The following is a 23354-nucleotide window of genomic DNA, read 5'->3' on the forward strand; positions in this document are numbered from 1 at the left end:
GGCGGCTTTATTTGCGCCTGTGCCAAGCCGCAGCCCTATCGCCCAACTGGCCTCGCATGCTGCGCAACCTCGCCGTCAACGCAATCAGAGAGCCGGCACCACGACTGACCGCTGGCTGAAAACGAATATTTCAGGGCCGACGAAATACGCTCATGCTTCCCCTTTATGCATTTTTAACTTTCTTCGATTATGTTATCTCGTGTCTTCGGCCGGCATTCTTTTGTTGGTCAACTCGGAGAGCAGCTCGCGAGTACACGTTCGATAGGGGACGTGCGCACCGTCATGGCGTTGGGCATGCTCAATTGTTATCAAGTTGAAAACCAAGGTTCTTTTCGATGCCAAAGAGCAAAAGAATGCCTCCCCTCCCCCATGCTACAGAGCAGGCGATTGTTTTCGCGTTCGACGGAAACCCAAGTTCGCTCTCCGGGAAGTTGCGAGCGATATACGAAGCGTCAGCAGCATTAATGACTCGCTCGGAGCAGGAGCATCAAGCCGCGATTAAAAAGGCATGGGGGCGCGATGCTGCAGTGATGGAGAATCATTCGCTGGATCAGCGAGTTGGTCGGAGAAAGACGTTTAACAATGCCACAAAGGCAGGTGTGCTGTCGGAGTACGAGGCGACGCTAGTCTGCCTAGGAGAGATCACGGACGCCTTCAAAACCCTTAACGCACTAAAGCATTCCGTGTCGGACTTCACGAGCCTGGCGCACGAGTTGCATGGATTCTGGAGCGGCCGTAGCGCTGTGTCTGTGCAAGAGCTCGATAAACTGGTCCCGTTGTTTTTTTCGTTGCAGCTCCACTGCTGGCACCTGTACGCCTATCTGGAAAGACCGGGGCCCACCTTTCAGGCGAGGCAGGCACGCGCTCAAGCAGGAGGCTCGGCCAACAATGACGGAGAAGAAATCCTCAGGGAGCAGATGCTGGAATATCTGGTCAAGCTGCCATCGGATCAACAGTGGAAAAGCCTTGCCAAGTTTTTAAACGAGCATAGGACGCAGTTGGAGATCATCCTTGAAAGGTATCAAGTGTCACGGCCGATGACACCGAGTGGCCGCCCAGCCTCCGCCTGCATGGCTCTAAAGATTGACAACATCAACCGCAAGCTGGGCGAATGGGCCGAAGATAGTTCGGAATTTTTGAATGCGCTTCAACGGTTGATCCCCACATATCGCCGGCAGTGACTATCTCCTGTCGGCCTTCAGTAAGCCCAGCGAGGGGGAGTGAGGTGGATCTTCCGAGTCTTCCCTGTGTACTCACTCGAAATCCATGAGCGTTGCTCCATGTAGTACAGGGTAGCCTCCAGATATTCTTTCTTTCGGACCGGCGCAGGCCCCAGCCTCTCCACCATCCCCTGCGTGACGTTTCCGTTGGGCTGTGAGTGCAGCCACTGCATCAGAATGGCCGCATGATGCGCCAACAGAACTTCGGGCGGCGCGCGACCGAGTATGCGCTTGGTTTCGTGCAGGTACCACCAAACCACCGTAGCAGCCTGATACATGGTCCACCCGCTGATCACCAACTGGCCGGTTTGGACATATTCGAAAACACCAGCCATACGAAGGAGGTTTTCCACCGCTTTGGCTGCAAAACCAGCGATGTCGTGAAACTCCCCGCCTGGGGCCAGTCGAGCCTCGATGTCGCGATCAAAGTCACGCCAGCAGTTCATTGCCTCGGGGGCAAGTCTTACGATTTTTCTTTTGAACGTCGCCCCTTGCCCAAGCGCTATGCTGTACTCGATCATCAGGTCACGAAGACGGTGATGGAGGGCATGGCCAGCGGTCGAGAAACGCTCCAGTCCGTTGCCGATGAAGGAGTCACGGGAGCCCTGGAGGGATGGAGGCATGGAAAACAGCGTCCTCGGCAAAAAGCCAGACCCCAGAAGCTCTTCACCTTTTCGCTGCAGTATGCCTTTCAGTATCGGCGCTTGAACCGAGAGGCACAATGAGATGCGCTTGTCTCTCAGAACAATGGCCCCGGTCTTGCGGGTGTTAATCCGTATTGGATCTGCGTCCCAGTTCTTGCACCAATCGGCACTGCTGAAGGTCTTGAAGTTTCGGCTGCCTTCGTCTGATGCCGCGAAGAGCGAGTTGGCGTTGGCGAGTTGGAGGTCGACGATGCCTTGGTACGTGGCGACGTCCGTGAAAAACTGGTGATAGGGAAGGGGTGGCTCCGCTGCGATGCCGCTGTTTGTCAATGCTGCCGCGAGGCTTCCCATCTCAAAGTCCGTGAATGCCGGCCTCACGCTTCGAGTCACGGCACTCATACGGTCGCCGGTACGTGGCGAGACAAGAAAGAAGAGGCTGGCAGGCACCGCTGCCCCATAAGGTGTTTCAACGTCGATGAGGCCTTGCACTGCGGCAGCAGCAGCGCTGATGACAACAGGCGCTGCGAGTGCGGGAGACACCTGCGTATGTTGCGAGACCCGTTCTGTGAAATCGCGAAGCAAGGGTGGTAGCGATCCCACGGGATAGGGGGTGCTGGGTGAGAAATAGTCGTCGTTGATCATGCTGTTCTGCTCAGCGCTGCTTCTTGCCGCCTTGCGGGCCACGTACGGCATGTACGTCGTAGGTGGAAATTTCGTAGCGGCGGGCTGGCCCGGTTTTGTTCTTACTTGGCTTTTTGAGCTTGGTGCAACCGAAGGCATGCCGTCCTTTAGGCAGACGCAGTCGCATCGAATAGTCGACCTTGCTCAGGTAGTCGGCGTGATGTCCAAAGTAATAGCCGGCATCTGGGTCGGCGTAGTGCACCAGCTTCAGACCAACAGCCTCCCTCGTGGGTAAAGCATTGACATTGTGCGTGTGGCTTGTGTTGTTAAATATATTCTTGTCCCAGTCCTTTGCAATGTGAAACCCGACATTGATTCGATCCCAGTACTTGGCGCCATTCAACCCGATGAGCCAGTGAATGTGAAATCCTTTGATTGGGCCGAATTCTATTTTCCACACATAGAAAAACAGATCTTCCTTGAAGGTCTTCCGAAGGCGTTTCGTCATTAACTTTCGTGCATTTGCAATATAGTTGAAAGCTGCCAAAAACTCATCCTCGCTCATTTTCTCGACCGGCGTTAAAGGATCCTTCTTGCGTGGAGACCAATCAAGCCTCTTCAGCAAAACTTGCTTGTGCCGCTCTTGCGCCTGCTTCATGCATGCCATTGCCTGCTTGTAATTTCGAGTGCCATTGCGACGAAATGATTTGACTTTTTCATACATTCCATTGGAGAGCGCGGCTTGCCGCATCTGGATCGCCCAATCGCTGTACTCCTTAACGACGGCATCAATCTCTTGGCCACAGGCATGCCGCAAGTCATCTAGCGACACAGCTGGACTGAACTCCTCGGCTAGCCTTATTGCCTCTGTCATCATTGGCTGAAGTTCGTGATGTGGAAAACGGGCTTTCAACTCCGGAATATTCCCTAGGAAACGAAGTAGTGACTTGCCAAGGGGAGTGATTTGCAGCCGGGGTTTTCCATAGTGGCTACCCTTTTTGAAAGGAGGTTCGAATTTGTGATGGCACAAACCAAAAATCAGATGATGGACTTCTGTTAGTTCACGGATCGCATTGGATTCGTCCGTAAGGAATCCGATATGTGGAAAGTGTTCAGAGTAACTCGCAAAATAGGTGGGGTTGATTTGACTCGGGTTGTATTTCTGAGAGGGATGTTCAACATCCCTTGGGTGGTGATTCTTCATGGTAGAGGTTGATAAGTTAGATGTTTAATATAACAACCCAATTGATCGAGTAATTGTGTTTCTGGGATTGTTATTAAATTTTTGCTTTAATCGATAATGGTTTTGAGCTCTCCGGCTTGGTTTCATGCGGAAAATTTACGCCCCCTTGGCGAGCATTAGGGAATCTATGTAGGCCAAAACATCACCCAAGCGCCAGCCGACGGAATTAGTACCGATACGCAACGACTTGGGGAAGTTGGCGTCGAAATATTTTGAGCGCGGATCTTCTCTAAGATAGGAGGCTGACCGTGAAAATCCAACCAGTTCACATAGTCGGGGTCGTCGAATTATTTTGGACAATTCAACTGGATCAAGTTGAGGTCTAGAGATGTTTGGATTAGAAGTTTTCATAATTGACTCCGGATGCCTTAAGCGGCAGGGAATTCATTGTTCACCGTCCCAGTTCAAATTGCGATTGAGGCGCTTGCGGTATTCGACACCGCCCAAGCGCCCCCCTTGACCAGTTTTCGCGCTGACTTCAAGGGCAGAAATCTCTCTTCCCATGCCGATAGAGGGGCTGTGGGGCGAAAGTCGCGCAGACTCGGTTGACGGCGTTGTCGATGGTCACGAGCGCAGCGCTGTCGGCAGCCTCGTGAACTGTCTACAGGCTGACTTTGACGGCGCGCGGACGTTTGGTGAGCGGGTTGCGGCTTCCTGTTACCAGGCCGGCAACCACTACGGCATCAGGATGTCTGGTGGGTTGCTGAGCGGCGACGCCGAAGCTGGCAAGGATGGTGTGGCGGCTTGCCTACTACCTGTTGTCGATAGCAGCGGGACTTGCGATATTTGCGTCCCTCACCCATGAGATTGGCCTGCGATTTTGGTGTTCGCAGCTCATGTGTGACGAGGTTTAGATCAACTGCCTTGCCAAGCGCTGGAGAGGAGGGTGGACCTTGTCTAAGGCCGCTTCCGATGGATCTCGTGCGATCCATTTCCTGGAGGCGCGATGGTTTTGGTTGCGGCTTGGTGGTTCAAACCGGCATCACCGAGTTCGCAGCTCGTGCCCGCTACAGGCTTGACATATTGGACAGCCTCCAGGCTCCGAAAGCTTCTGCCGATAGGTTGCAGCGCTCCCAGCGCTGTCGGCAAGGCAAGATATCAATCGATGCCAGTTGGCTCTGCTTGGACGCAGTACTCAGCTCAGGGATGTTTGTCACTCTCCCCACGGCGTTGCCAAGCGCTTTGGCAATTGGTAGAGACATTGGTAGAAAGGAATAAAAAAGCGGCCCGGAGGCCGCGATTTTGCTTACTTTCTGGCGGAGAGGGCGGGATTCGAACCCGCGGTGGGGATTAGCCCACACACGCTTTCCAGGCGTGCGACTTAAACCGCTCATCCACCTCTCCGCGAAGCCTGCGATTGTAGCAGGGCAATCGGGTCAAGCTGCGGTGCTCCCATCGGAAGCTTTGCGCCACGCGTGCCGCTCCAGCACCTCGAGCGAGACGTACTGAAGCGTTGCTGCGTTTGTGCACTCCAGCACAACGGGAGGTGCCACGCCAGCGTCCAGCGCTTGCAGCCAGCGTTGAACGCAAAGGCACCAGCGATCGCCAGGTCGAAGTCCCGCAAAACGCCATTCCGGGCGGGGTGTGCTCAAGTCGTTTCCCTGCGAACGTGAAAACGCCAGAAACTCGCCGGTCACCCGCGCGCACACCACATGCGTGCCGTGATCGTCCGGCCCGGTCTCGCAACAGCCGTCGCGGTAAAAGCCCGTGAGTGGATCGTAGGAGCACGGCAGCAATTCGCCACCCAGAACATTGCGGGAGAGTGTCATTGGAAGACGCCGCCTGGATGACCGGCTCAGTTGGCCTTGCCGGTGCCAACCATCTTCATGGCGGAGGAGATCAGCGCGGATACCTCGGTCATGTTGCTGGGCACGATGAGTGTGGTGGTCGCATCGGAGGCCACTTTGCTGTATGCGTCCACAGCTTTCTCTGCCACTTTGAGCTGAACAGCCTCTTGACCGCCTGGTTGACGAATGGCTTCCGCGACTTTTCGGATGGCTTCTGCCGTCGCTTCGGCCACGGCAAGGATGGCAGAGGCCTCGCCCTGTGCGTTGTTGATCTCCGCCTGCTTCTCACCCTCGGAGCGTGCGATGAAGGCTTCTCGCTCGCCGGTGGCAATGTTGATCTGCTCCTGGCGGCGCCCTTCGGACGCTGCGATGAGGGCGCGTTTCTCGCGCTCGGCGGTGATCTGCGCCTGCATCGCCAGCAAGATTTCCTTGGGTGGCGTCAAGTCCTTGATTTCATAGCGCAGCACCTTCACGCCCCAGTTGAGTGCCGCCTCGTCGATGGCGTGGACCACTTGCGCGTTGATGATGTCGCGCTCCTCGAATGTCTTGTCGAGCTCCAGCTTGCCAATGACCGAGCGCAGCGAGGTTTGGGCGAGCTGTGTCACGGCGACGATGTAGTTGGAAGAACCGTAGCTGGCGCGCATCGGATCGGTGACCTGAAAGTACAGGATGCCGTCCACCTGCAGCTGGGTGTTGTCGCGCGTGATGCAGACCTGGCTGGGCACGTCCAATGGTATTTCCTTCAGGCTGTGCTTGTAGGCCACCTTGTCGATGAAGGGCACGAGGAAATTCAGGCCGGGCGCCAGCGAGACGTGGTACTTCCCCAGACGCTCGACCACCCAGGCGTTCTGCTGTGGCACCACCTTGATGGAGCGTGTGATGAAGATGATGGCAATGATGAACAGGAGGATGGCAATTTCCATGAGGTGATTTCTGGGAGGGGTTGCAGGAGGGGCGAGGGTAGCGCACGCAGCATCACATTTTGTCGACCAGCAGCCGGTTGCCCACCAGTTCGGCCACACGGTAGCTGCCCGGCGTGGGGGCATTGCCCGGTCGCTGGATGACGGTCCACTGCGCGCCGCGGTACTTCACGCTGGCGGTTCCGTCGGCTTGCCATTCGTCGATCTGCAGCACTTCGCCCACATCGAGGTTGACGCTGCGCAGCGAGCGCACCGAAGGGTCGCCCGCCGTGCGCTGCTTCAGGAAGTACCAGCCCACCACAGCGGCCGACCCCACCAGCGCCGCCACAATGAGCTGCACCGTGGTGCCGGCCCCAAGGTGTGCCGACAGCGCGGCAGCCGCCATGCCGATGGCCAGCATGAGCAGATAGAAAGTGCCCGTAAAGAGTTCGAGCGCGACGGCTGAACCTGCCAGCAGCCACCACAAAGTTGAATCGGACATGAGTGCTCCCTTCTCCAGAACCAAAGGGACCCGCGAGAGTCTCTCTGGGCCGGGCCGGTTGTAATGTCTGGCTTGCGCCACATTCTGCGACAAAAGGCCGAGCCGTTTCGCGGGCTGCCACACGATTTCCGTACACTTCGCGCCTGCTTGCCACCGTTGCGCCCTGAGCCCGCGGTGCCTTCCCCCCGTAGCCGCTGCCACACGGCTGGAGAACCACATGAAATTCCGTTTTCCCATCGTCATCATCGATGAGGACTTCCGCTCGGAGAACACCTCCGGTCTGGGTATTCGCGCGTTGGCGCAGGCCATCGAGGTCGAAGGCTTCGAAGTGGTGGGCGTCACCAGCTACGGCGACATGAGTCAGTTTGCGCAACAGCAAAGCCGTGCCAGCGCATTCATCCTGTCCATCGACGATGAAGAGTTCAGCCATGGCGATGGCATCGACCCAGTGGTGCTGAACCTGCGCAATTTCATTGACGAAGTGCGCCGCAAGAACTCGGACGTGCCGATCTACATCTACGGCGAAACCAAGACCAGCCGCCACCTGCCCAACGACATCCTGCGCGAGCTCCACGGGTTCATTCACATGTTTGAAGACACGCCGGAGTTTGTGGCGCGTCACATCATTCGCGAGGCCAAGAGCTATCTTGAGGGCATTCAGCCGCCGTTTTTCAAGGCGCTGCTGGACTACGCCGAAGATGGTTCGTACTCCTGGCACTGCCCCGGTCACTCGGGCGGTGTGGCGTTTCTCAAGAGCCCGGTGGGCCAGATGTTTCACCAGTTCTTCGGCGAGAACATGCTGCGTGCCGACGTGTGCAACGCGGTGGAAGAACTCGGTCAGCTGCTGGACCACAACGGTGCGATCGGCGCGAGCGAGCGCAATGCGGCGCGCATCTTCAATGCCGACCACTGCTTTTTCGTGACCAACGGCACGAGCACCAGCAACAAGATGGTGTGGCACCACACAGTGGCGCCGGGTGACGTGGTGGTGGTGGACCGCAACTGCCACAAGTCGATCCTGCACAGCATCATCATGACGGGCGCGATTCCCGTCTTCCTCAAGCCCACGCGCAACCACTACGGGATCATTGGCCCGATTCCGCAGAGCGAGTTCGAGATCGAGGCGATTCAGGCCAAGATCCGCGCCAACCCGTTGCTCGCAGGCGTGGATGCCGAGGCGGTCAAGCCGCGCGTTCTCACGCTCACGCAGTCCACGTACGACGGCGTGCTTTACAACACCGAGGCCATCAAACAGATGCTCGATGGCTATGTGGCCAACCTGCACTTTGATGAAGCGTGGCTGCCGCACGCAGCATTCCATCCGTTCTACGGCAACTTCCACGCCATGGGCAAGAAGCGCGCGCGGCCGATGGAGTCGGTGGTGTATGCCACGCAGTCCATCCACAAGCTGCTCGCCGGCATCAGCCAGGCCAGCCATGTGCTCGTGCAGGATTCGCAGAACGTCAAGCTCGATCGCCACCTCTTCAACGAGGCCTACCTGATGCACACCAGCACCAGCCCGCAGTACGCGATCATCGCGAGCTGCGATGTGGCGGCCGCGATGATGGAGCCACCGGGTGGCCGTGCGCTGGTGGAGGAGAGCATCTTCGAAGCGCTTGACTTCCGCCGCGCCATGCGCAAGGTGGATGCGGAGTTCGGCGAGGACGACTGGTGGTTCAAGGTCTGGGGGCCGGACGATCTGGCCGACGAGGGCATGGGTGAGACCGGCGACTGGGTGCTCAAGCAAAAGGACGTGTCGTTCAACGACAAGGACTGGCATGGCTTTGGCGACATGGCGCCAGGTTTCAACATGCTGGACCCGATCAAGGCGACCATCGTCACGCCGGGGTTGAACCTGGATGGCCGTTTCGAGGCGAGCGGCATTCCAGCCTCCATCGTCACCAAGTTCCTTGCAGAGCACGGCGTGGTGGTCGAGAAGACGGGCCTCTACAGCTTCTTCATCATGTTCACCATCGGCATCACGAAGGGCCGCTGGAACACGCTGCTGACAGCGCTGCAGCAGTTCAAGGACGACTACGCCAAGAACCAGCCCATGTGGCGCATCCTGCCGGAGTTCTGCCAGAAGCACCCTCGCTACGAACAGATGGGCCTGCGTGACCTGTGCCAGCACGTGCACGAGATGTACGCCCGCTACGACATCGCGCGCCTCACCACCGAGATGTACCTGAGCGACCTCACGCCCGCGATGAAGCCGTCAGACGCCTTTGCCCACATTGCGCAACGCACCACCGAGCGCGTGCCCATCGACGCGCTCGAAGGCCGGATCACCACGAGCCTGGTCACGCCATACCCGCCGGGCATTCCGCTGCTGATCCCGGGTGAGGTCTTCAACAAGAAGATCGTCGACTACCTGAAGTTCGCGCGGGAATTCAACCTGCAGTGCCCCGGTTTCGAGACGGATATCCACGGACTGGTCGAGGTGCTCGACGTGGATGGGCGCAAGAGCTACTTTGCCGATTGCGTGAAGGCCTGAGTCGGCGTCGCATCAGCCCGGTGCGTCGGGACGCACCCGCAAGAAGGTGGCAAAGCGGGGGACACCGCTGCCATTGACGCCGCGAAAGCGGTAGGTGACCCATTCACCCACCGCAGGAGGGTGTTCGCGTTGGGCATCGGTGAAGCCTGTGCCCAGCCGGAAGCGCACACCCTCACGGGTCTGCACCTGCAGTGCACCGAGACGGCCCTGGTGGCGGCCTTGACCCGGCATGTGCGCGATGACGAGCGCTTCGGCATCTTCATGGGTCTTGACCTTGAGCAGATCGTCGCTGCGCAGGCCCCGGTAGGGGGCATCGCCCCGGTGCAGCATCAGGCCTTCTCCGCCGTCCTTCACCATACGGTCCAGCCTGGCCATCAGAGCAGCGTGGCTGTGCACGCGCTCCTGTTTCACGGCCCGCACCCAGGGCTGATCGATCTGCGAGACGACGCCGTGGTACGCGGCGATGCGCTCTGTGAACGGACCGCGGTGCGCCGGCATGTCGAACACCATGAAGCGAATGCGCCGCCAGGCGGCTTCATCGGGAACCTGCTGGCGCACCGTGGAGAGTGCCTCCTCAAAGCGGCCGCGCCCCGCCCAGAGCTCGCCGTCCAGGGGAACGCCGGGCCATTGCGCCGTGAACCACGCGGGGGCCACGATCACCTCGCCTCCGCGTGTCAGCAGTCGCTGGCCATCCCAGTAAGCGCGCAGACCATCGTATTTTTCGCTGAGCCAGTAAGGCTCTAGCGCCATGCCGGGGCGGTACACCTCGGCCAGCATCAGTGCGGGCGCAGGGGCGGCACAGGCCTGTGCCGGCAAAAGGACCGACAGACCGCAAACCGCCAGGGTCTGCAAAAGCCGGCGCCGCTGCAGGCGCAAAGGGCGATTCATTGCTCGCGCCAAGGCCCGGACCCGTACACGCCTGGAGGGCTCAGAGCATGGCCTGGCTGTCGCGGCTCACGCCCGTGGTCTGGGCGTAGCCGCCGTCCACGTAGGTGATTTCTGCCGACACGCCCGAGGCCAGGTCGGACAGCAGGAACGCAGCCACGTTGCCGACTTCTTCGATGGTGATGTTGCGACGGATGGGGGCGGCGCTTGCCACGAGGTTGAGCAGCTTGCTGAAGTCCTTGATGCCGCTGGCGGCCAACGTCTTGATGGGGCCGGCGCTGATGCCGTTGACGCGCATGCCCTTGGGCCCCAGCGATTCGGCCAGATAGCGGACCGACGCCTCCAGGCTGGCCTTGGCCAGACCCATGGTGTTGTAGTTCGGTACAGCGCGGATGGCGCCCATGTAACTCAACGTCAGCAGCGACGCCTTGTCATTGAGGTAGGGCAGGGCCGCCTTGGCCATGCCGGGGAAGCTGTAGGCGCTGATGTCGTGCGCGATGCGGAAGGCTTCGCGCGAGAGACCTTCGAGGAAGTCGCCGGTGATTGCCTCGCGCGGTGCAAAGCCAATGCTGTGCACGAAGCCGTCGAACTTGGGCCAGGTCTGAGAAAGGTCGGCAAACAGCTTGTCGATCTGCGCATCGTCGGCCACGTCGCAATCGAAGATGAGTTTGGAATCAAAGTCGGCCGCGAACTCGGTGATGCGGTCTTTGAAGCGTTCGCCGACGTAGCTGAAAGCCAGCTCGGCGCCTTGTTGGTGGCAAGCCTTTGCGATGCCGTAGGCAATGGATCGGTTGGACAGCACGCCCGTGATCAGCAGTTTCTTGCCAGCGAGAAAACCCATGTTTCAGTCTCCAGTGAAAAATCCAGCAGAATTGTCGCATGCGTCCATCTGCCCCCCGCCCCCACAGCCGCCTGGTGACGCTGTGTGCGGCCGCGGTGCTCGGCGCGTTGAGCCCGGCCAGCTGGGCTGCCCACGGGTATGCGCTGTGGGGGCAACTGAAGTACCCGGACGGCTTCACCCACTTTGATTACGTCAACCCCACCGCGCCCAAAGGGGGGGAGATCCGGCTGGTGAGCAACCAGCGGATGTCCACGTTCGACAAGTACAACCCGTTCACGCTGCGAGGCAGTGCGCCTGCGTATCTTTCGAGCCTGATGTTCGATTCGTTGCTGGTGGGCTCGCTGGACGAGAACGGCGCCGGCTACGGGCTGCTCGCCGAGGATGCGGTGGCCGCCGCTGATGGTTTGTCGGTCACTTTCCGGCTGCGCGATACCGCGCGGTTTCACAACGGTGATCCTGTGCTCGCAGCTGATGTGAAGCACAGCTTCGACATCCTTCTGGGCCCGCACACCTCGCCGGCCTACAAGACCATCCTGCAGGACGTGGCCGGGCTGGACGTGCTGGGTGAGCGCACGGTGCGCTTTCGCTTCAAGAAGCCCAACCGGGAGTTGCCGCTCACGGTGGGCGCGCTGCCCATCTTCAGCCGCGCCTGGGGCAACCAGGTCGATCCCAAGACCGGTCAACGAAAAACCTTTGATCAGGTGGTGACGGACATCCCGATTGGCAGCGGTCCTTACAAGATCGGCCCTGTGCAGTTCGGTAAGGACATCACTTACGTGCGCGACCCCGCGTACTGGGCGCGGGACCTGCCAGTGCGCCGGGGCACGGCGAACTTTGATCGCATCACCGTCAAGATCTACAAGGACAACACCGCCAGGCTGGAAGCGCTCAAGGCGGGTGAGTTCGACCTCATGCGCTTCTTTTCGGCCGGCGACTGGGCGCGGCGCGTCAACGGCAAGCGCTTCACCACCGGTGAGCTGGTCAAGGGCGAGTTCACGCACCGCCAGCCCATGGGCTTCCAGAGCTACGTGCTCAACACGCGCCGCCCGCCACTGGACGACATCCGCGTGCGCGAGGCACTGGGCCTGGCCATGGACTACGAGTGGATGAACCGTCAGATGTTCTACAACGCGTACCAGCGTGTGCAGGGCCTGTTTGGCAACACCGATTGCGCACCGCAGGGCAGCCCGTCGCCGCAGGAACTGGCCTTGCTGGAGCCGTGGCGCAGCCGGTTGCCACCCGCCGTGTTCGGGCCTATGTACCAGCCGCCGCGCACCGACGGTGACAATTCCCTGCGCGGCAACCTCAAGCGAGCCCAGGCGCTGCTCAAGGACGCGGGCTGGACGGTGCAGGCGGGCCAGCTTCGCAACGCCGAGGGCAAGGTGTTGTCGCTTGAGTATCTGGACAGCGCGGAAACGGGCGCGCGGGTGGTCACACCGTGGATTCGAAACCTCGAAAAACTGGGCGTCCAGCTGCGCTTTCGGCCAGTGGACTTCGCGCTGTACCAGCAGCGCCTGCGCAGTTTTGATTTCGACATCATTTCCATCAATTTCCAGGGCAGCAACAACCCTGGCTCTGAATACGCCGACCTTTTTGGCAGCGAGGCGGCCAAGACACAGGATTCCGGCAACTACGCAGGTGTGTCGCACCCCGCGGTGGACGCGCTCATCGGCCAGATGACGGGAGCGGGCTCCCAGCCGGCGTTTCTGGCGGCGTGCCGTGCGCTGGACCGCGTGATCACACACAGCCACTACCTGATCCCCCAGTGGACCGCGACCACCCACCGCATGGCCTACAACGCCTGGCGGCTGGCCCGCCCCGCCACCATGCCGCCGTATGCGGCCGGTGAAACCTGGGCCATTGACACCTGGTGGGCCGCCCCGCCGCGGCAGGACTGAGCACCATGTGGGTCTATATCCTCAAACGCCTGTTGCTCATGGTGCCCACCCTGCTGGGCGTGCTGCTGCTCACGTTTGTGGTGGTGCAGTTCGTGCCTGGCGGCCCTGTCGATCAGTACCTGGCCGAGGCGCGCACAGGTGCAGGTGCCGGCGCTGAAGGCGGTTCGGTGTACCGGGGCGGGCAGGGTGTGGACCCCAAGCGCATTGAGCAGATCAAGGCGTTGTACGGCTTTGACAAGCCCGCGCATGAGCGCTTCTTTCAAATGCTCGGCCAGTTCGCGCGCTTCGATCTGGGCAACAGCTTTTTTCAGAACAAGCCTGTGAGCGAGCTCATCATGGAGAAGCTCCCGGTGTCCATCACATTGGGCCTATGGACTTTCCTCATCAGCTATGGCGTGGCTGTGCCCTTGGGTGTGGCGAAGGCGGTGCGCGCGGGGTCCCGGTTTGATTTCGTGACCACTTTGCTTGTGCTCATCGGGTACGCCATTCCGGGCTTCGTGCTCGGCGTGGCTTTGCTGGTGATCTTTGGTGGGCAGTTGCAGTGGTTTCCGCTGCGCGGACTGACGTCCTCCAACTGGGAAGAGCTCAGCTGGGGCGCGCGCATCGTGGACTACCTCTGGCACATCACGCTGCCCGTGACCGCCATGGTGCTGGGCAGTTTTGCGGTCACCGCCATGCTCACGAAGAATGCGTTTCTGGAGGAAATCCGAAAGCAGTACGTGATGACAGCGCGGGCCAAGGGCCTGGACGAGCGGCAGGTGCTGTGGAAGCACGTGTTTCGCAACGCCCTCATTCCGATCATCACGGGCTTCCCTTCCGCTTTCATCGGCGCGTTTTTCACGGGGGCGCTGCTGATCGAAACCCTGTTCTCGCTGGATGGCCTTGGCCTGTTGAGCTACGAGAGCGTGATTCGCCGCGACTATCCGGTGGTGATGGGCACGCTGTTTCTCTTCACGCTGATCGGCCTGGTGACCAAGCTGATCTCTGACCTGTGCTACGTATGGGTGGATCCCCGTGTCAAGTTCGACTGAAGCGGCCCAGCCTTCCCTCTCGCCTGGTGCGCGCGCGTGGCGGCGCTTCAAGCGCAATCGGCTGGGTTACTGGAGCCTGGTCGTCTTTTGCGTGTTGGTCGTGGGCAGCCTGCTGGCAGAAGTGCTGTCGAACGACCGGCCTCTGATCGTGCGCTTTGAGGGCCAAACGTACTTTCCGTTGGTCAAGGATTACCCGGAGACGGTGTTTGGTGGCGACTTCGAAACGCCCACCGATTACCTGGACCCCTTCATCCGCGACCAGATCACGCGAGGTGGCAACTGGGCGCTGTATGCGCCCAACCCGTACGGTTCGAAGACCATCAACTACTTCGCCAAGTACCCCAACCCCTCTGCACCCACCCGCGACAACTGGCTGGGCACCGACGACCGCGGGCGCGATCTGCTGGCCCAGTTGATCTATGGTTTTCGCGTCAGCGTGCTGTTCGCGCTCGCCCTCACATTGATCGGCGTGGTGCTGGGTGTCATCACCGGCGCCATTCAGGGATTCTTCGGTGGCAAGACCGACCTGGCTTTTCAGCGCTTCATTGAAATCTGGAGCTCGATGCCCGAGCTCTACCTGCTCATCATCTTCTCTGCCGTGTTCTCGCCGAGCATCAGCCTGCTGCTGATCCTGCTGAGCCTGTTCGGCTGGATGGGGCTGTCCGACTACGTGCGCGCCGAGTTCCTGCGCAACCGGCAGCTGGACTACGTGCGAGCGGCGCGGGCGTTGGGGCTGTCCAACTGGCAGATCATCTGGCGCCACGTGCTGCCCAACAGCTTGACGCCGGTGGTCACGTTCCTGCCGTTTCGCATGAGTGCGGCCATCCTGGCGCTGACCTCGCTCGACTTCCTCGGCCTGGGCGTGCCGCCCGGCACGCCCTCGCTGGGCGAGTTGCTCAGCCAGGGCAAAAACAGCATCGACGCCTGGTGGATATCCCTCTCCACCTTCGCCGTGCTGGTCACCACGCTGCTGCTGCTCACGTTCATGGGTGACGCGCTGCGCGACGCGCTGGACCCTCGAAAGATCGACACATGACGGCCGCTGCGTTGCTGGATGTCAAGGGGTTGCGCGTGGCCTTTGGTGGGCAAGAGGTGGTGCATGGCATCGACTTCTCGCTCAAGGCGGGCGAAAAGCTCGCGCTGGTGGGCGAGTCCGGTTCCGGCAAAACGGTGTCGGCGCTGTCGCTCCTGCGCCTGGTGCACAACGCCGAGGTGACGGGCACCGCCATGCTGCAGGGGCGCGACCTGCTGACCCTGACCGAACAACAGCTGCGCGGCGTGCGGGGCGACGATGTGGCGGTGGTGTTTCAGGAGCCCATGAGCGCCCTCAATCCCCTCTACACCATTGGCGACCAGATTCGCGAGGTGCTGCAGCTCAAGAAGGGACTGACGGCAAAGCAGGCGGTGTCTGCATCGCACGAGCTGCTGGCCTCCACCGGTATCGCCGAGCCCGCGCGCCGCGCCAACGCATTCCCGCACCAGTTGAGCGGCGGGCAGCGCCAGCGCGCCATGATCGCCATGGCGCTGGCCAGTGCGCCCAAGCTGCTGCTGGCCGACGAGCCCACCACCGCGCTGGATGTCAGCCTTCGCGCCCAGATCCTGGACCTGCTGGCCGATTTGCAGCGCCAGCACGGCATGGCGGTCTTGCTCATCACGCACGACCTCAATCTGGTGCGCCGCTTTGCCGATCGCGTGGCGGTGATGGAGCGGGGCCATCTGGTGGAGCAGGGCGCCGTGAGCGACGTGTTTGCATCGCCCGCCCACCGCTACACCCGCATGCTGCTGGACAGCAAGCCCGAGCGCGACCTGGCCGAGCCGGTGAGTCGACCCGATGCACAGCCGATTCTGTTGGCGCAGGGCGTGCGTGTGTCGTATCCGGTGGGATTGCCCGGGTTCAAGGGTTGGTTCAAGAAGGGCGAATTTGTGGCCGTGCATGGCGCAGACATGACGATTGCGCCGGGGCAGACGCTGGGTGTGATTGGAGAGTCGGGTTCGGGAAAGTCCACGCTCGCCCTTGCGGCGCTGGGGCTGTTGCCCTACCAGGGACGTCTGCAGGTGAGCGACACCGATTGGGTGCAAGCCCAAAAGACGGGGGCCGACCGTGCGTTGCGCCAGCGCATCCAGGTCGTTTTTCAGGACCCGTTTTCATCGTTGTCGCCGCGCCTCACCATCGAGCAGATCGTGGGCGAAGGGCTGCTGGTGCACCGCCCGGAGCTCTCTGCCGTGCAGCGGCGAGAACGGGTGGTGACCGCCCTGGCCGATGTGGGCCTGGTGGACGATCCCGCTCGCGGCAGCGACTGGTTGCAGCGCTACCCGCATGAATTCTCAGGCGGCCAGCGCCAGCGCCTGGCCATCGCCCGCGCGCTCATCGTCGAGCCGCAGTTGCTGGTGCTGGACGAACCCACCAGCGCGCTGGACGTCACTGTGCAAAAGCAGGTGCTGGGCCTGTTGCAGCGTTTGCAGCGCGAGCGTGGCCTGAGCTACCTGTTGATCACACACGATGTCGATGTCATCCACGCCATGGCACACGACGTGATCGTGATGAAAGACGGGGCTGTGGTGGAAAGCGGCCCGGTGCAACGCGTGCTGCAAAACCCCGGGCATCCCTACACACGCACCCTGGTGCGGGCGGCCGCCTGATTCTGCGCCGCGTTTGATCTGGATCACGGGTGGGCCGGGTTCCCCGGCCTATAACCCGAGCATTGGGGACATCAGTCCCGTCCAGCCATGCCACCGCCCATCGCCTCATCCCGAACGAATCCCGTCACGCTGACTTCGCCTTTTCGCTGGTTCGCGCTGGGCTGGGCGGATCTGCGGCGCAATCCGGTGCCAAGCCTGCTGCATGGGCTGTTGATCACCCTGTTTGGTGCGCTGCTCCTGTGGCTGGCGCGCGATCGCTTCTGGCTGCTGGCCGGGGCTTTCTCGGGATTTCTCATTGTTGCGCCCGTTCTGGCCACGGGTTTGTATGAGGTGAGCCGCGCGCTCGCCCAGGGGCAGCGGATCGGAATGGGTGCCGTGTGGCAGCTCTGGCGCACAGGAGATGGTCGGCTGGTGCGCTTTGGCCTGCTGCTGGCGTTGGCCGGAACCGGCTGGGTCCTGAACTCGGCTGCGTTGATCACCTGGGGGTCGCCCGTCCCCATCCAAAAGCCGCTGGATTTCCTTCGCTACGTGGTCCTGGTGCGCGAACTGGGCCTCTTTGAGGTCTGGCTGCTGCTGGGCGCGTTGCTGGCGGCCCCCGTTTATGCCTCTACCGTGGTGGCGCTGCCGTTGCTGGTGGACCGTCCTGTGCCTGTGGGCGTGGCGGTGCTGCGAAGCTGGCGCGCTGTGGCCAGCCACCCTGGGCCCGCCACGGTGTGGGCCGCGTTGATTGCGGTGGCGGTCGCAGTGGGCATGGCCACCGCGCTGCTGGGCCTGCTGGTGCTGATTCCGCTGTTGGGCCACGCGAGCTGGCATGCCTACCGGGACCTGTGTGCCGACGAAGGGCAGGACTGAGCCATGGAACCCACCGTTCTGGGCTTTACCGAAGGCCAGATTGCGCAATTCGGCCTGACTTTCGGGGTGGGGGCATTCATCCTCTACATGCTCTTCATCGTGTTCAACCTGGCGCGCGAATCCAAAGCCGGGAAATTTGGTACGTTCGTTTTATTTCTCGTGCTGTCCTTTGGCATGCTGGGTTTCCTGGCGAAGAACCTCATCCAATGGGTGCTTGGCATGTGAGGCCGGTTGCCAGAAGGTGAACGCAAGCGTTACAATGCTTGCTTCACGACCAAATGGGCGGGTAACTACCGGCCCATTTTTTTTGGCCGAACGCTTTTGACCCTGCGGGCAGTGCCCCGGGGCGGGAACCCTGGGCAGATCACACAACCAATGGCTTGGCAAGACACCGTAGAACAGACCGTCACCGGTTTCGGATTTGAATTGGTGGAGCTCGAACGCTCCGCGGGTGGTTTGCTGCGTGTCACGATCGATTGGCCCTGGCAGATCCCGCAAGCCGGTGAGCCGGTGCCTGCGGAGCGGTTCGTCACGGTCGAAGATTGCGAAAAGGTCACGCGCCAGCTGCAGTACCTGCTGGAGGTGGAGGGGCTGGAGTACCGGCGCCTGGAGGTCGGCTCGCCCGGTATCGACCGCCCGCTCAAGCGCGAGGTGGATTACGTGCGGTTTGAAGGTCATGTGGTGGACCTGACGCTCAAGGCGCCCATTGGTGCCACGGGGACCGACGTGGCGGCCAATCGCAAGAAATTTCGCGGCACGCTCGAGCGCGCCGCAGACGGTGTGCAGTGGCAAGTGGTCTGGAGCGATGCGCCCGAACCCAAGCCGGGTCAGCGCGTGAGCAAGAAGCGCGCGCCGGTGCCTCTGCAGGCCCTGGCTTTTTCGCTGGAAGACATCCAGCAGGCGCGGCTTGCGCCGATCGTGAATTTCAAGGGCCGTCAGGCCCCTGGCGCGGCCGCTGTGCCGGGCGATGAATGAGAAAAAACGTTGTGATTACGGACAAGCTATTCGGAAAGGTGGGCGAGTGAAATGAACCGCGAAATGTTGATGCTGATCGATGCGATCTCACGCGAGAAGAACGTCGAACGTGACGTGGTGCTTGGCGCCGTGGAACTCGCGCTGGCCTCGGCCACCAAGAAGCTCTACAAGGGCGATGTGGACATCCGCGTTGCGATGGACCCGGACACGGGCGCCTACGAGACCTTCCGCCGCTGGCTGGTGGTGCCCGATGAAGCCGGCCTGCAGAACCCCGACGCTGAAGAGCTGCTCAGCGATGCGCGCGACGAACTCGCCGACATCGAAGAAGGCGACTACATCGAGAAGCCGGTGGAAAGCGTGCCCATCGGTCGCATTGGCGCCATGGCCGCCAAGCAGGTGATCCTCCAGAAGATCCGTGATGCCGAGCGCGAAATGCTGCTGAACGACTTCATGTCGCGTGGCGACAAGATCTTCGTCGGCACGGTCAAGCGCATGGACAAGGGCGACCTGATCGTGGAGAGCGGCCGGGTGGAAGGCCGTCTCAAGCGTGGCGAGATGATCCCGAAGGAAAACTTCCGCACCGGCGACCGCGTGCGCGCCATGATCATGGAAGTGGATCTGACGCTGCGCGGCGCACCCATCCTGTTGTCGCGCTCGGCCCCGTCTTTCATGATCGAGCTGTTCCGCCAGGAAGTGCCCGAAATCGAGCAGGGTCTGCTGGAGATCAAGACCTGCGCCCGCGACCCGGGCTCACGCGCCAAGATCGCCGTGCACAGCTTTGACAAGCGCATCGATCCCATCGGTACCTGTGTGGGCGTGCGTGGTTCGCGCGTCAATGGCGTGACCAACGAGCTGGCGGGCGAGCGCGTGGACATCGTGCTCTGGTCGGAAGACCCGGCCCAGTTCGTGATTGGTGCGCTGGCCCCGGCCAACGTCGTGTCGATCGTGGTGGACGAAGAGCGCCACGCCATGGACGTGGTGGTGGACGAGGAAAACCTGGCGATTGCCATTGGCCGTGGCGGCCAGAACGTGCGCCTGGCTTCCGAGCTGACCGGCTGGCGCATCAACATCATGACGGCCGATGAGTCGGCCCAGAAGCAGGCTGAAGAAGCCGACGGCATTCGCAAGGTGTTCATGGCCAAGCTGGACGTGGACCAGGAAATCGCCGACATCCTCATCGAGGAAGGCTTCACCAGCCTTGAAGAAGTGGCCTATGTGCCGATCCAGGAAATGCTGGAGATCGAATCGTTTGACGAAGACACCGTCAACGAACTGCGCACCCGCGCCAAGGACGCTCTGCTCACGATGGAGATCGCGCGGGAAGAGAGCGTTGAAGAAGTGTCGCAAGACCTGCGCGACCTCGAAGGCGTGACGCCCGAGCTGATCGCCAAGCTGGCAGATGCCGGCGTCCACACCCGCGACGAGCTGGCCGATCTGGCCACCGACGAGCTCACCGACATCACCGCACAGACGCCTGAAGAGGCCACGGCGCTGATCATGCTGGCACGCGCTCACTGGTTCACCGGTGACGAAGCGCAATCCACGACCTGACCAGCGGAGGCCCCAGCGGAGAAAAGAACCCATGACCAGTACCACCGTCGCCGAATTCGCGGCCGAGCTGAACAAGCCCACTTCCGTCCTGCTGGAGCAACTCGCTGCGGCGGGCGTGCCCAAAACCACCGGGACCGATGCGCTCACGGAGTCCGACAAGCAGTCCCTGTTGGGCCACCTCAAGGCCAGCCACGGCACGGCCGGTGGCGAGCGCAAGAAGATCACCCTCGTCAAGAAATCGACCTCAGAGATCAAGCAGGCCGATGCCACCGGTCGTGCTCGCACGATTCAGGTGGAAGTGCGCAAGAAGCGCACCTTCATCAAGCGCGACGATGAGGTCGCGGTGCCGGAAGCGGCGGCAGAAGCGCCGCCTGCGGCGCCCGTGATCGACACCGAAGAGCTGGCCCGCCGTGAAGAGGACGCGCGCCGCCAGGCCGAGTTGCTGCGCCGCCAGGAAGAAGAGCTGACCCAGAAGCGCCTGGCCCGCGAGGCCGAAGAGGCACGTCTGGCAAAGGCCGAACAAGAGCGCGCTGCCGCCGCCGAGGCGGCTGAAAACGCGGCGCGTGCTGCAGCGGAAGCGGCAGCCCCCGTGTCGGTCGAAGACGCTGCTGCAGCCAGGGCGGCCAAGGACGCAGAGGCCAAAACCGCTTCGCTGGAGCGTGAGTCGGCGGCCCGCGTGATCGCGGACAAGAACGCCGAAGCGAAAAAAGCCGAAGAACTGCGTGCACAGGATCTTCTGGAGCGTCGCCGCAAGGCGGAAGCCGAAGCCGCGAACATCCGCGCGATGATGTCGGCGCCGGCCAAGACCCTGGTGGCCAAGAAGCCCGAGCCAGCGCCCGCGGCCGACCCGAAGGCCGGCATCAAAGGCACCCTGCACAAGCCTGCCGGCACGCCCGCCAAGGCGCCAGGCGCGCCGGGTGCGGCCACGCCTGCTGGCGGTGCCGCGGGCAAGAAGGAAGTCAAATCCGAAAACCTGTCGTCCACCTGGAAGGACGATGCGGCAAAGAAGAAAGAAATCAAGACGCGCGGCGATACGAGCGCCGGGCGATCCAACTGGCGCGGTGGCCCGCGTGGGCGTCGCAACGACCGCGATTCGCGCGATGGCGGCCAGAGCAGTTTCGTGGCGCCGACCGAGTTCAAGGCGATTGAAGTGCATGTGCCGGAAACCATCACGGTGGCCGAGCTGGCGCACAAGATGAGCCTGAAGTCCTCGGAGGTCATCAAGCAGTTGATGAAGCTGGGCCAGATGGTCACCATCAACCAGCCTCTGGACCAGGACACCGCCATGATCGTGGTGGAGGAGCTGGGCCACAAGGCGGTGGTGGCCGCGCTGGACGATCCGGAAGCCTTCACCGACGAGGAAGCGGCGCAGCACGAGGTCGAATCGTTGCCGCGTGCGCCGGTCGTCACCGTCATGGGCCACGTGGACCACGGCAAGACCTCGCTGCTGGACTACATCCGCCGCGCCAAGGTGGCCGCAGGCGAGGCGGGCGGCATCACGCAGCACATCGGCGCTTACCACGTCGAGACCGAGCGCGGGATGATCTCCTTCCTCGACACCCCTGGTCACGAGGCGTTCACCGCCATGCGTGCGCGTGGTGCCCAGGCCACCGACATCGTGATCCTGGTGTGCGCCGCGGACGACGGCGTGATGCCCCAGACCAAGGAAGCCATCAAGCACGCGAAAGCGGCGGGCGTTCCCATCGTGGTGGCCCTCACCAAGGTCGACAAGCCCGGCATCAATCTGGAGCGCGTGCGCTCGGAGCTGGTGGCCGAAGAGGTCGTGCCTGAAGAGTTCGGTGGCGACACCCCGTTTGTGGGTGTGTCGGCCAAGACGGGGCAGGGCGTGGACGCGCTGCTTGAGCAGGTGCTGCTGCAGGCCGAAGTGCTGGAGCTCAAGGCGCCTGTGGATGCGATGGCCAAGGGCCTGGTGATCGAGGCGCGCCTGGACAAGGGCCGCGGTGCCGTGGCCACGGTGCTGGTTCAGAGCGGCACGCTCAAGACCGGCGACGTGATTCTGGTGGGTCAAACCTCGGGTCGCGTGCGCGCCATGCTCGATGAGAACGGCAAGCCGATCAAGGCGGCCGGCCCTTCGATCCCGGTGGAAATCCAGGGTCTGGCCGAAGTGCCTCAGGCCGGCGACGACTTCATGGTCATGACCGATGAGCGCCGTGCGCGCGAAATCGCCACCTACCGTGCAGGCAAGTTCCGCAACACCAAGCTGGCCAAGCAGCAGGCCGCCAAGCTGGAGAACATGTTCTCCGACATGACGGCGGGTGAGGTCAAGCTGCTGCCGATCATCGTCAAGGCCGATGTGCAGGGCTCCCAGGAAGCGCTGGCGGCGTCGCTGCTCAAGCTCTCGACCGAAGAGGTCAAGGTGCAGCTGGTGTTTGCCGGCGTGGGCGGCATCAGCGAGTCGGACGTCAACCTGGCCATTGCCTCCAAGGCCGTGGTCATCGGTTTCAACGTGCGGGCCGATGTGGGCGCGCGCAAGCTGGCCGAAGGCAACGACGTCGACCTGCGCTACTACAACATCATCTACGACGCCGTGGATGAGTTGAAGGCAGCCATGTCGGGCATGCTGGCGCCCGAGAAGCGCGAAGAGGTCATTGGCTCGGCCGAGATCCGCACAGTGTTCGTGGCGACCAAGATCGGCACCATCGCCGGCTGTATGGTCACCTCCGGCATGGTCACGCGCAACGCGCACTTCCGCCTGTTGCGCGACAACGTGGTGGTCTATACCGGCGAGATCGACACGCTCAAGCGCCTCAAGGACGACGTGCGCGAAGTCAAGGAAGGCTTCGAGTGCGGTATCAAGCTGAAGAACTACAACGACATCAAAGAAGGCGACCAGCTCGAATTCTTCGAAGTCAAGGAAGTGGCTCGTACGCTGTAAACCATGCCTCGCAAAGCGTCATCCACCCCCAACCGCGGTTTCCGTGTGGCCGACCAGATCCAGCGCGATCTGGCCGAGCTCATTGCGCGCGAGCTCAAGGATCCGCGGGTGGGCATGGTGACCATCAACGCCGTGGAAGTCACGCCCGACTACGCCCACGCCAAGGTGTTCTTCAGCCTGCTCACGGGCAATGCGGACGAAACCCTGCAAGGGCTCAACGCGGCTGCGGGCTTCCTGCGCAATGGCCTGTTCAAGCGGCTGCACATTCACACCGTGCCCACGCTGCATTTCGTGTTCGACCGCACCACCGAGCGCGCCGCCGACATGAACGCCTTGATTTCCAAGGCAGTCTCGTCTCGTTCAAAGGAAGAATGA

20 protein-coding genes and 1 tRNA gene are annotated in these 23354 nt (G+C 61.6%); 12 read left to right on the plus strand and 9 right to left on the minus strand.

Annotated elements, in window-relative coordinates; all coding sequences use genetic code 11:
- Positions 1-353: 353 nt before the first annotated feature.
- A complete protein-coding gene (locus KXJ60_RS01915; protein ID WP_291123717.1) occupies positions 354-1181 on the plus strand; it encodes a hypothetical protein in 828 nt (275 codons plus the stop codon).
- 17 nt (positions 1182-1198) lie between these two features.
- Here the strand turns inward: KXJ60_RS01915 and KXJ60_RS01920 are convergent, their stop codons facing one another.
- The 7 genes from KXJ60_RS01920 to KXJ60_RS01945 form a co-directional block, all read right to left on the minus strand.
- Positions 1199-2506 carry a DUF3987 domain-containing protein gene (locus tag KXJ60_RS01920; protein WP_291123718.1) on the minus strand — a complete coding sequence of 436 codons (1308 nt, stop codon included), beginning with the start codon at positions 2504-2506 and terminating at the stop codon, positions 1199-1201.
- Between the two features lie 10 nt (positions 2507-2516).
- Complete coding sequence (locus tag KXJ60_RS01925) at positions 2517-3689, minus strand: inovirus-type Gp2 protein (RefSeq protein WP_291123719.1); 1173 nt, start codon at positions 3687-3689, stop codon at positions 2517-2519.
- Positions 3690-3824: 135 nt separating this feature from the next.
- Complete coding sequence (locus KXJ60_RS21650) at positions 3825-4079, minus strand: AlpA family phage regulatory protein (protein WP_363318071.1); 255 nt, start codon at positions 4077-4079, stop codon at positions 3825-3827.
- 903 nt (positions 4080-4982) lie between these two features.
- A tRNA-Ser gene (locus KXJ60_RS01930) sits at positions 4983-5072 on the minus strand.
- A 32-nt stretch (positions 5073-5104) separates the two neighbouring features.
- Positions 5105-5497 carry a DUF2237 domain-containing protein gene (locus KXJ60_RS01935; protein ID WP_291123720.1) on the minus strand — a complete coding sequence of 131 codons (393 nt, stop codon included), beginning with the start codon at positions 5495-5497 and terminating at the stop codon, positions 5105-5107.
- 26 nt (positions 5498-5523) lie between these two features.
- Complete coding sequence (locus tag KXJ60_RS01940) at positions 5524-6438, minus strand: stomatin-like protein (RefSeq protein WP_291123721.1); 915 nt, start codon at positions 6436-6438, stop codon at positions 5524-5526.
- Between the two features lie 52 nt (positions 6439-6490).
- A complete protein-coding gene (locus KXJ60_RS01945; protein ID WP_291123722.1) occupies positions 6491-6916 on the minus strand; it encodes an NfeD family protein in 426 nt (141 codons plus the stop codon).
- 217 nt (positions 6917-7133) lie between these two features.
- On the opposite strand from KXJ60_RS01945, the gene KXJ60_RS01950 reads away from it, so the two are divergent.
- Entirely contained in the window at positions 7134-9410 is a 2277-nt protein-coding gene (locus KXJ60_RS01950) for an arginine/lysine/ornithine decarboxylase (protein ID WP_291123723.1), read from the plus strand.
- Positions 9411-9422: 12 nt separating this feature from the next.
- Here KXJ60_RS01950 and KXJ60_RS01955 read toward each other — a convergent pair whose 3' ends face one another.
- Positions 9423-10298 (minus strand): DNA ligase, encoded by an 876-nt coding sequence (locus tag KXJ60_RS01955; RefSeq protein ID WP_291123724.1) that lies wholly within the window; start codon positions 10296-10298, stop codon positions 9423-9425.
- A 40-nt stretch (positions 10299-10338) separates the two neighbouring features.
- Positions 10339-11136: an enoyl-ACP reductase FabI gene (gene fabI, locus KXJ60_RS01960; RefSeq protein WP_291123725.1), complete on the minus strand. Its 798-nt coding sequence runs from the start codon at positions 11134-11136 to the stop codon at positions 10339-10341.
- Between the two features lie 38 nt (positions 11137-11174).
- Here fabI and KXJ60_RS01965 point away from each other — a divergent pair, with 38 nt between their 5' ends.
- The 10 genes from KXJ60_RS01965 (at position 11175) to rbfA (ending at position 23354) form a co-directional block, all read left to right on the plus strand.
- Positions 11175-13034 (plus strand): extracellular solute-binding protein, encoded by a 1860-nt coding sequence (locus KXJ60_RS01965; RefSeq protein ID WP_291123726.1) that lies wholly within the window; start codon positions 11175-11177, stop codon positions 13032-13034.
- 5 nt (positions 13035-13039) lie between these two features.
- Positions 13040-14065, plus strand: a complete 1026-nt coding sequence (locus KXJ60_RS01970; protein ID WP_291123727.1) for an ABC transporter permease subunit — start codon at positions 13040-13042, stop codon at positions 14063-14065.
- The gene (locus KXJ60_RS01975; protein ID WP_291123728.1) at positions 14049-15101 is read left to right on the plus strand and encodes an ABC transporter permease; all 1053 of its coding nucleotides are present in this window, start codon (positions 14049-14051) and stop codon (positions 15099-15101) included. The genes KXJ60_RS01970 and KXJ60_RS01975 overlap by 17 nt, the downstream gene beginning before the upstream one ends.
- On the plus strand, positions 15098-16705 hold the full coding sequence (locus KXJ60_RS01980; protein ID WP_291123729.1) for a dipeptide ABC transporter ATP-binding protein: 1608 nt from the start codon (positions 15098-15100) through the stop codon (positions 16703-16705). The genes KXJ60_RS01975 and KXJ60_RS01980 overlap by 4 nt, the downstream gene beginning before the upstream one ends.
- 87 nt (positions 16706-16792) lie before the next feature.
- On the plus strand, positions 16793-17557 hold the full coding sequence (locus tag KXJ60_RS01985) for a DUF2189 domain-containing protein (protein ID WP_291123730.1): 765 nt from the start codon (positions 16793-16795) through the stop codon (positions 17555-17557).
- A 3-nt stretch (positions 17558-17560) separates the two neighbouring features.
- The gene (locus tag KXJ60_RS01990; protein ID WP_291123731.1) at positions 17561-17782 is read left to right on the plus strand and encodes a DUF2788 domain-containing protein; all 222 of its coding nucleotides are present in this window, start codon (positions 17561-17563) and stop codon (positions 17780-17782) included.
- Between the two features lie 150 nt (positions 17783-17932).
- The gene (gene rimP / locus KXJ60_RS01995; RefSeq protein ID WP_291123732.1) at positions 17933-18532 is read left to right on the plus strand and encodes a ribosome maturation factor RimP; all 600 of its coding nucleotides are present in this window, start codon (positions 17933-17935) and stop codon (positions 18530-18532) included.
- Positions 18533-18583: 51 nt separating this feature from the next.
- Positions 18584-20083, plus strand: a complete 1500-nt coding sequence (gene nusA / locus KXJ60_RS02000; RefSeq protein ID WP_291123733.1) for a transcription termination factor NusA — start codon at positions 18584-18586, stop codon at positions 20081-20083.
- A gap of 31 nt (positions 20084-20114) precedes the next feature.
- Positions 20115-22979 (plus strand): translation initiation factor IF-2, encoded by a 2865-nt coding sequence (gene infB, locus KXJ60_RS02005; RefSeq protein ID WP_291123734.1) that lies wholly within the window; start codon positions 20115-20117, stop codon positions 22977-22979.
- A gap of 3 nt (positions 22980-22982) precedes the next feature.
- Entirely contained in the window at positions 22983-23354 is a 372-nt protein-coding gene (gene rbfA, locus KXJ60_RS02010; protein WP_291123735.1) for a 30S ribosome-binding factor RbfA, read from the plus strand.

Origin of the sequence: Hydrogenophaga sp., assembly GCF_019264445.1 — a bacterium.
Lineage (GTDB): Bacteria > Pseudomonadota > Gammaproteobacteria > Burkholderiales > Burkholderiaceae_C > Hydrogenophaga.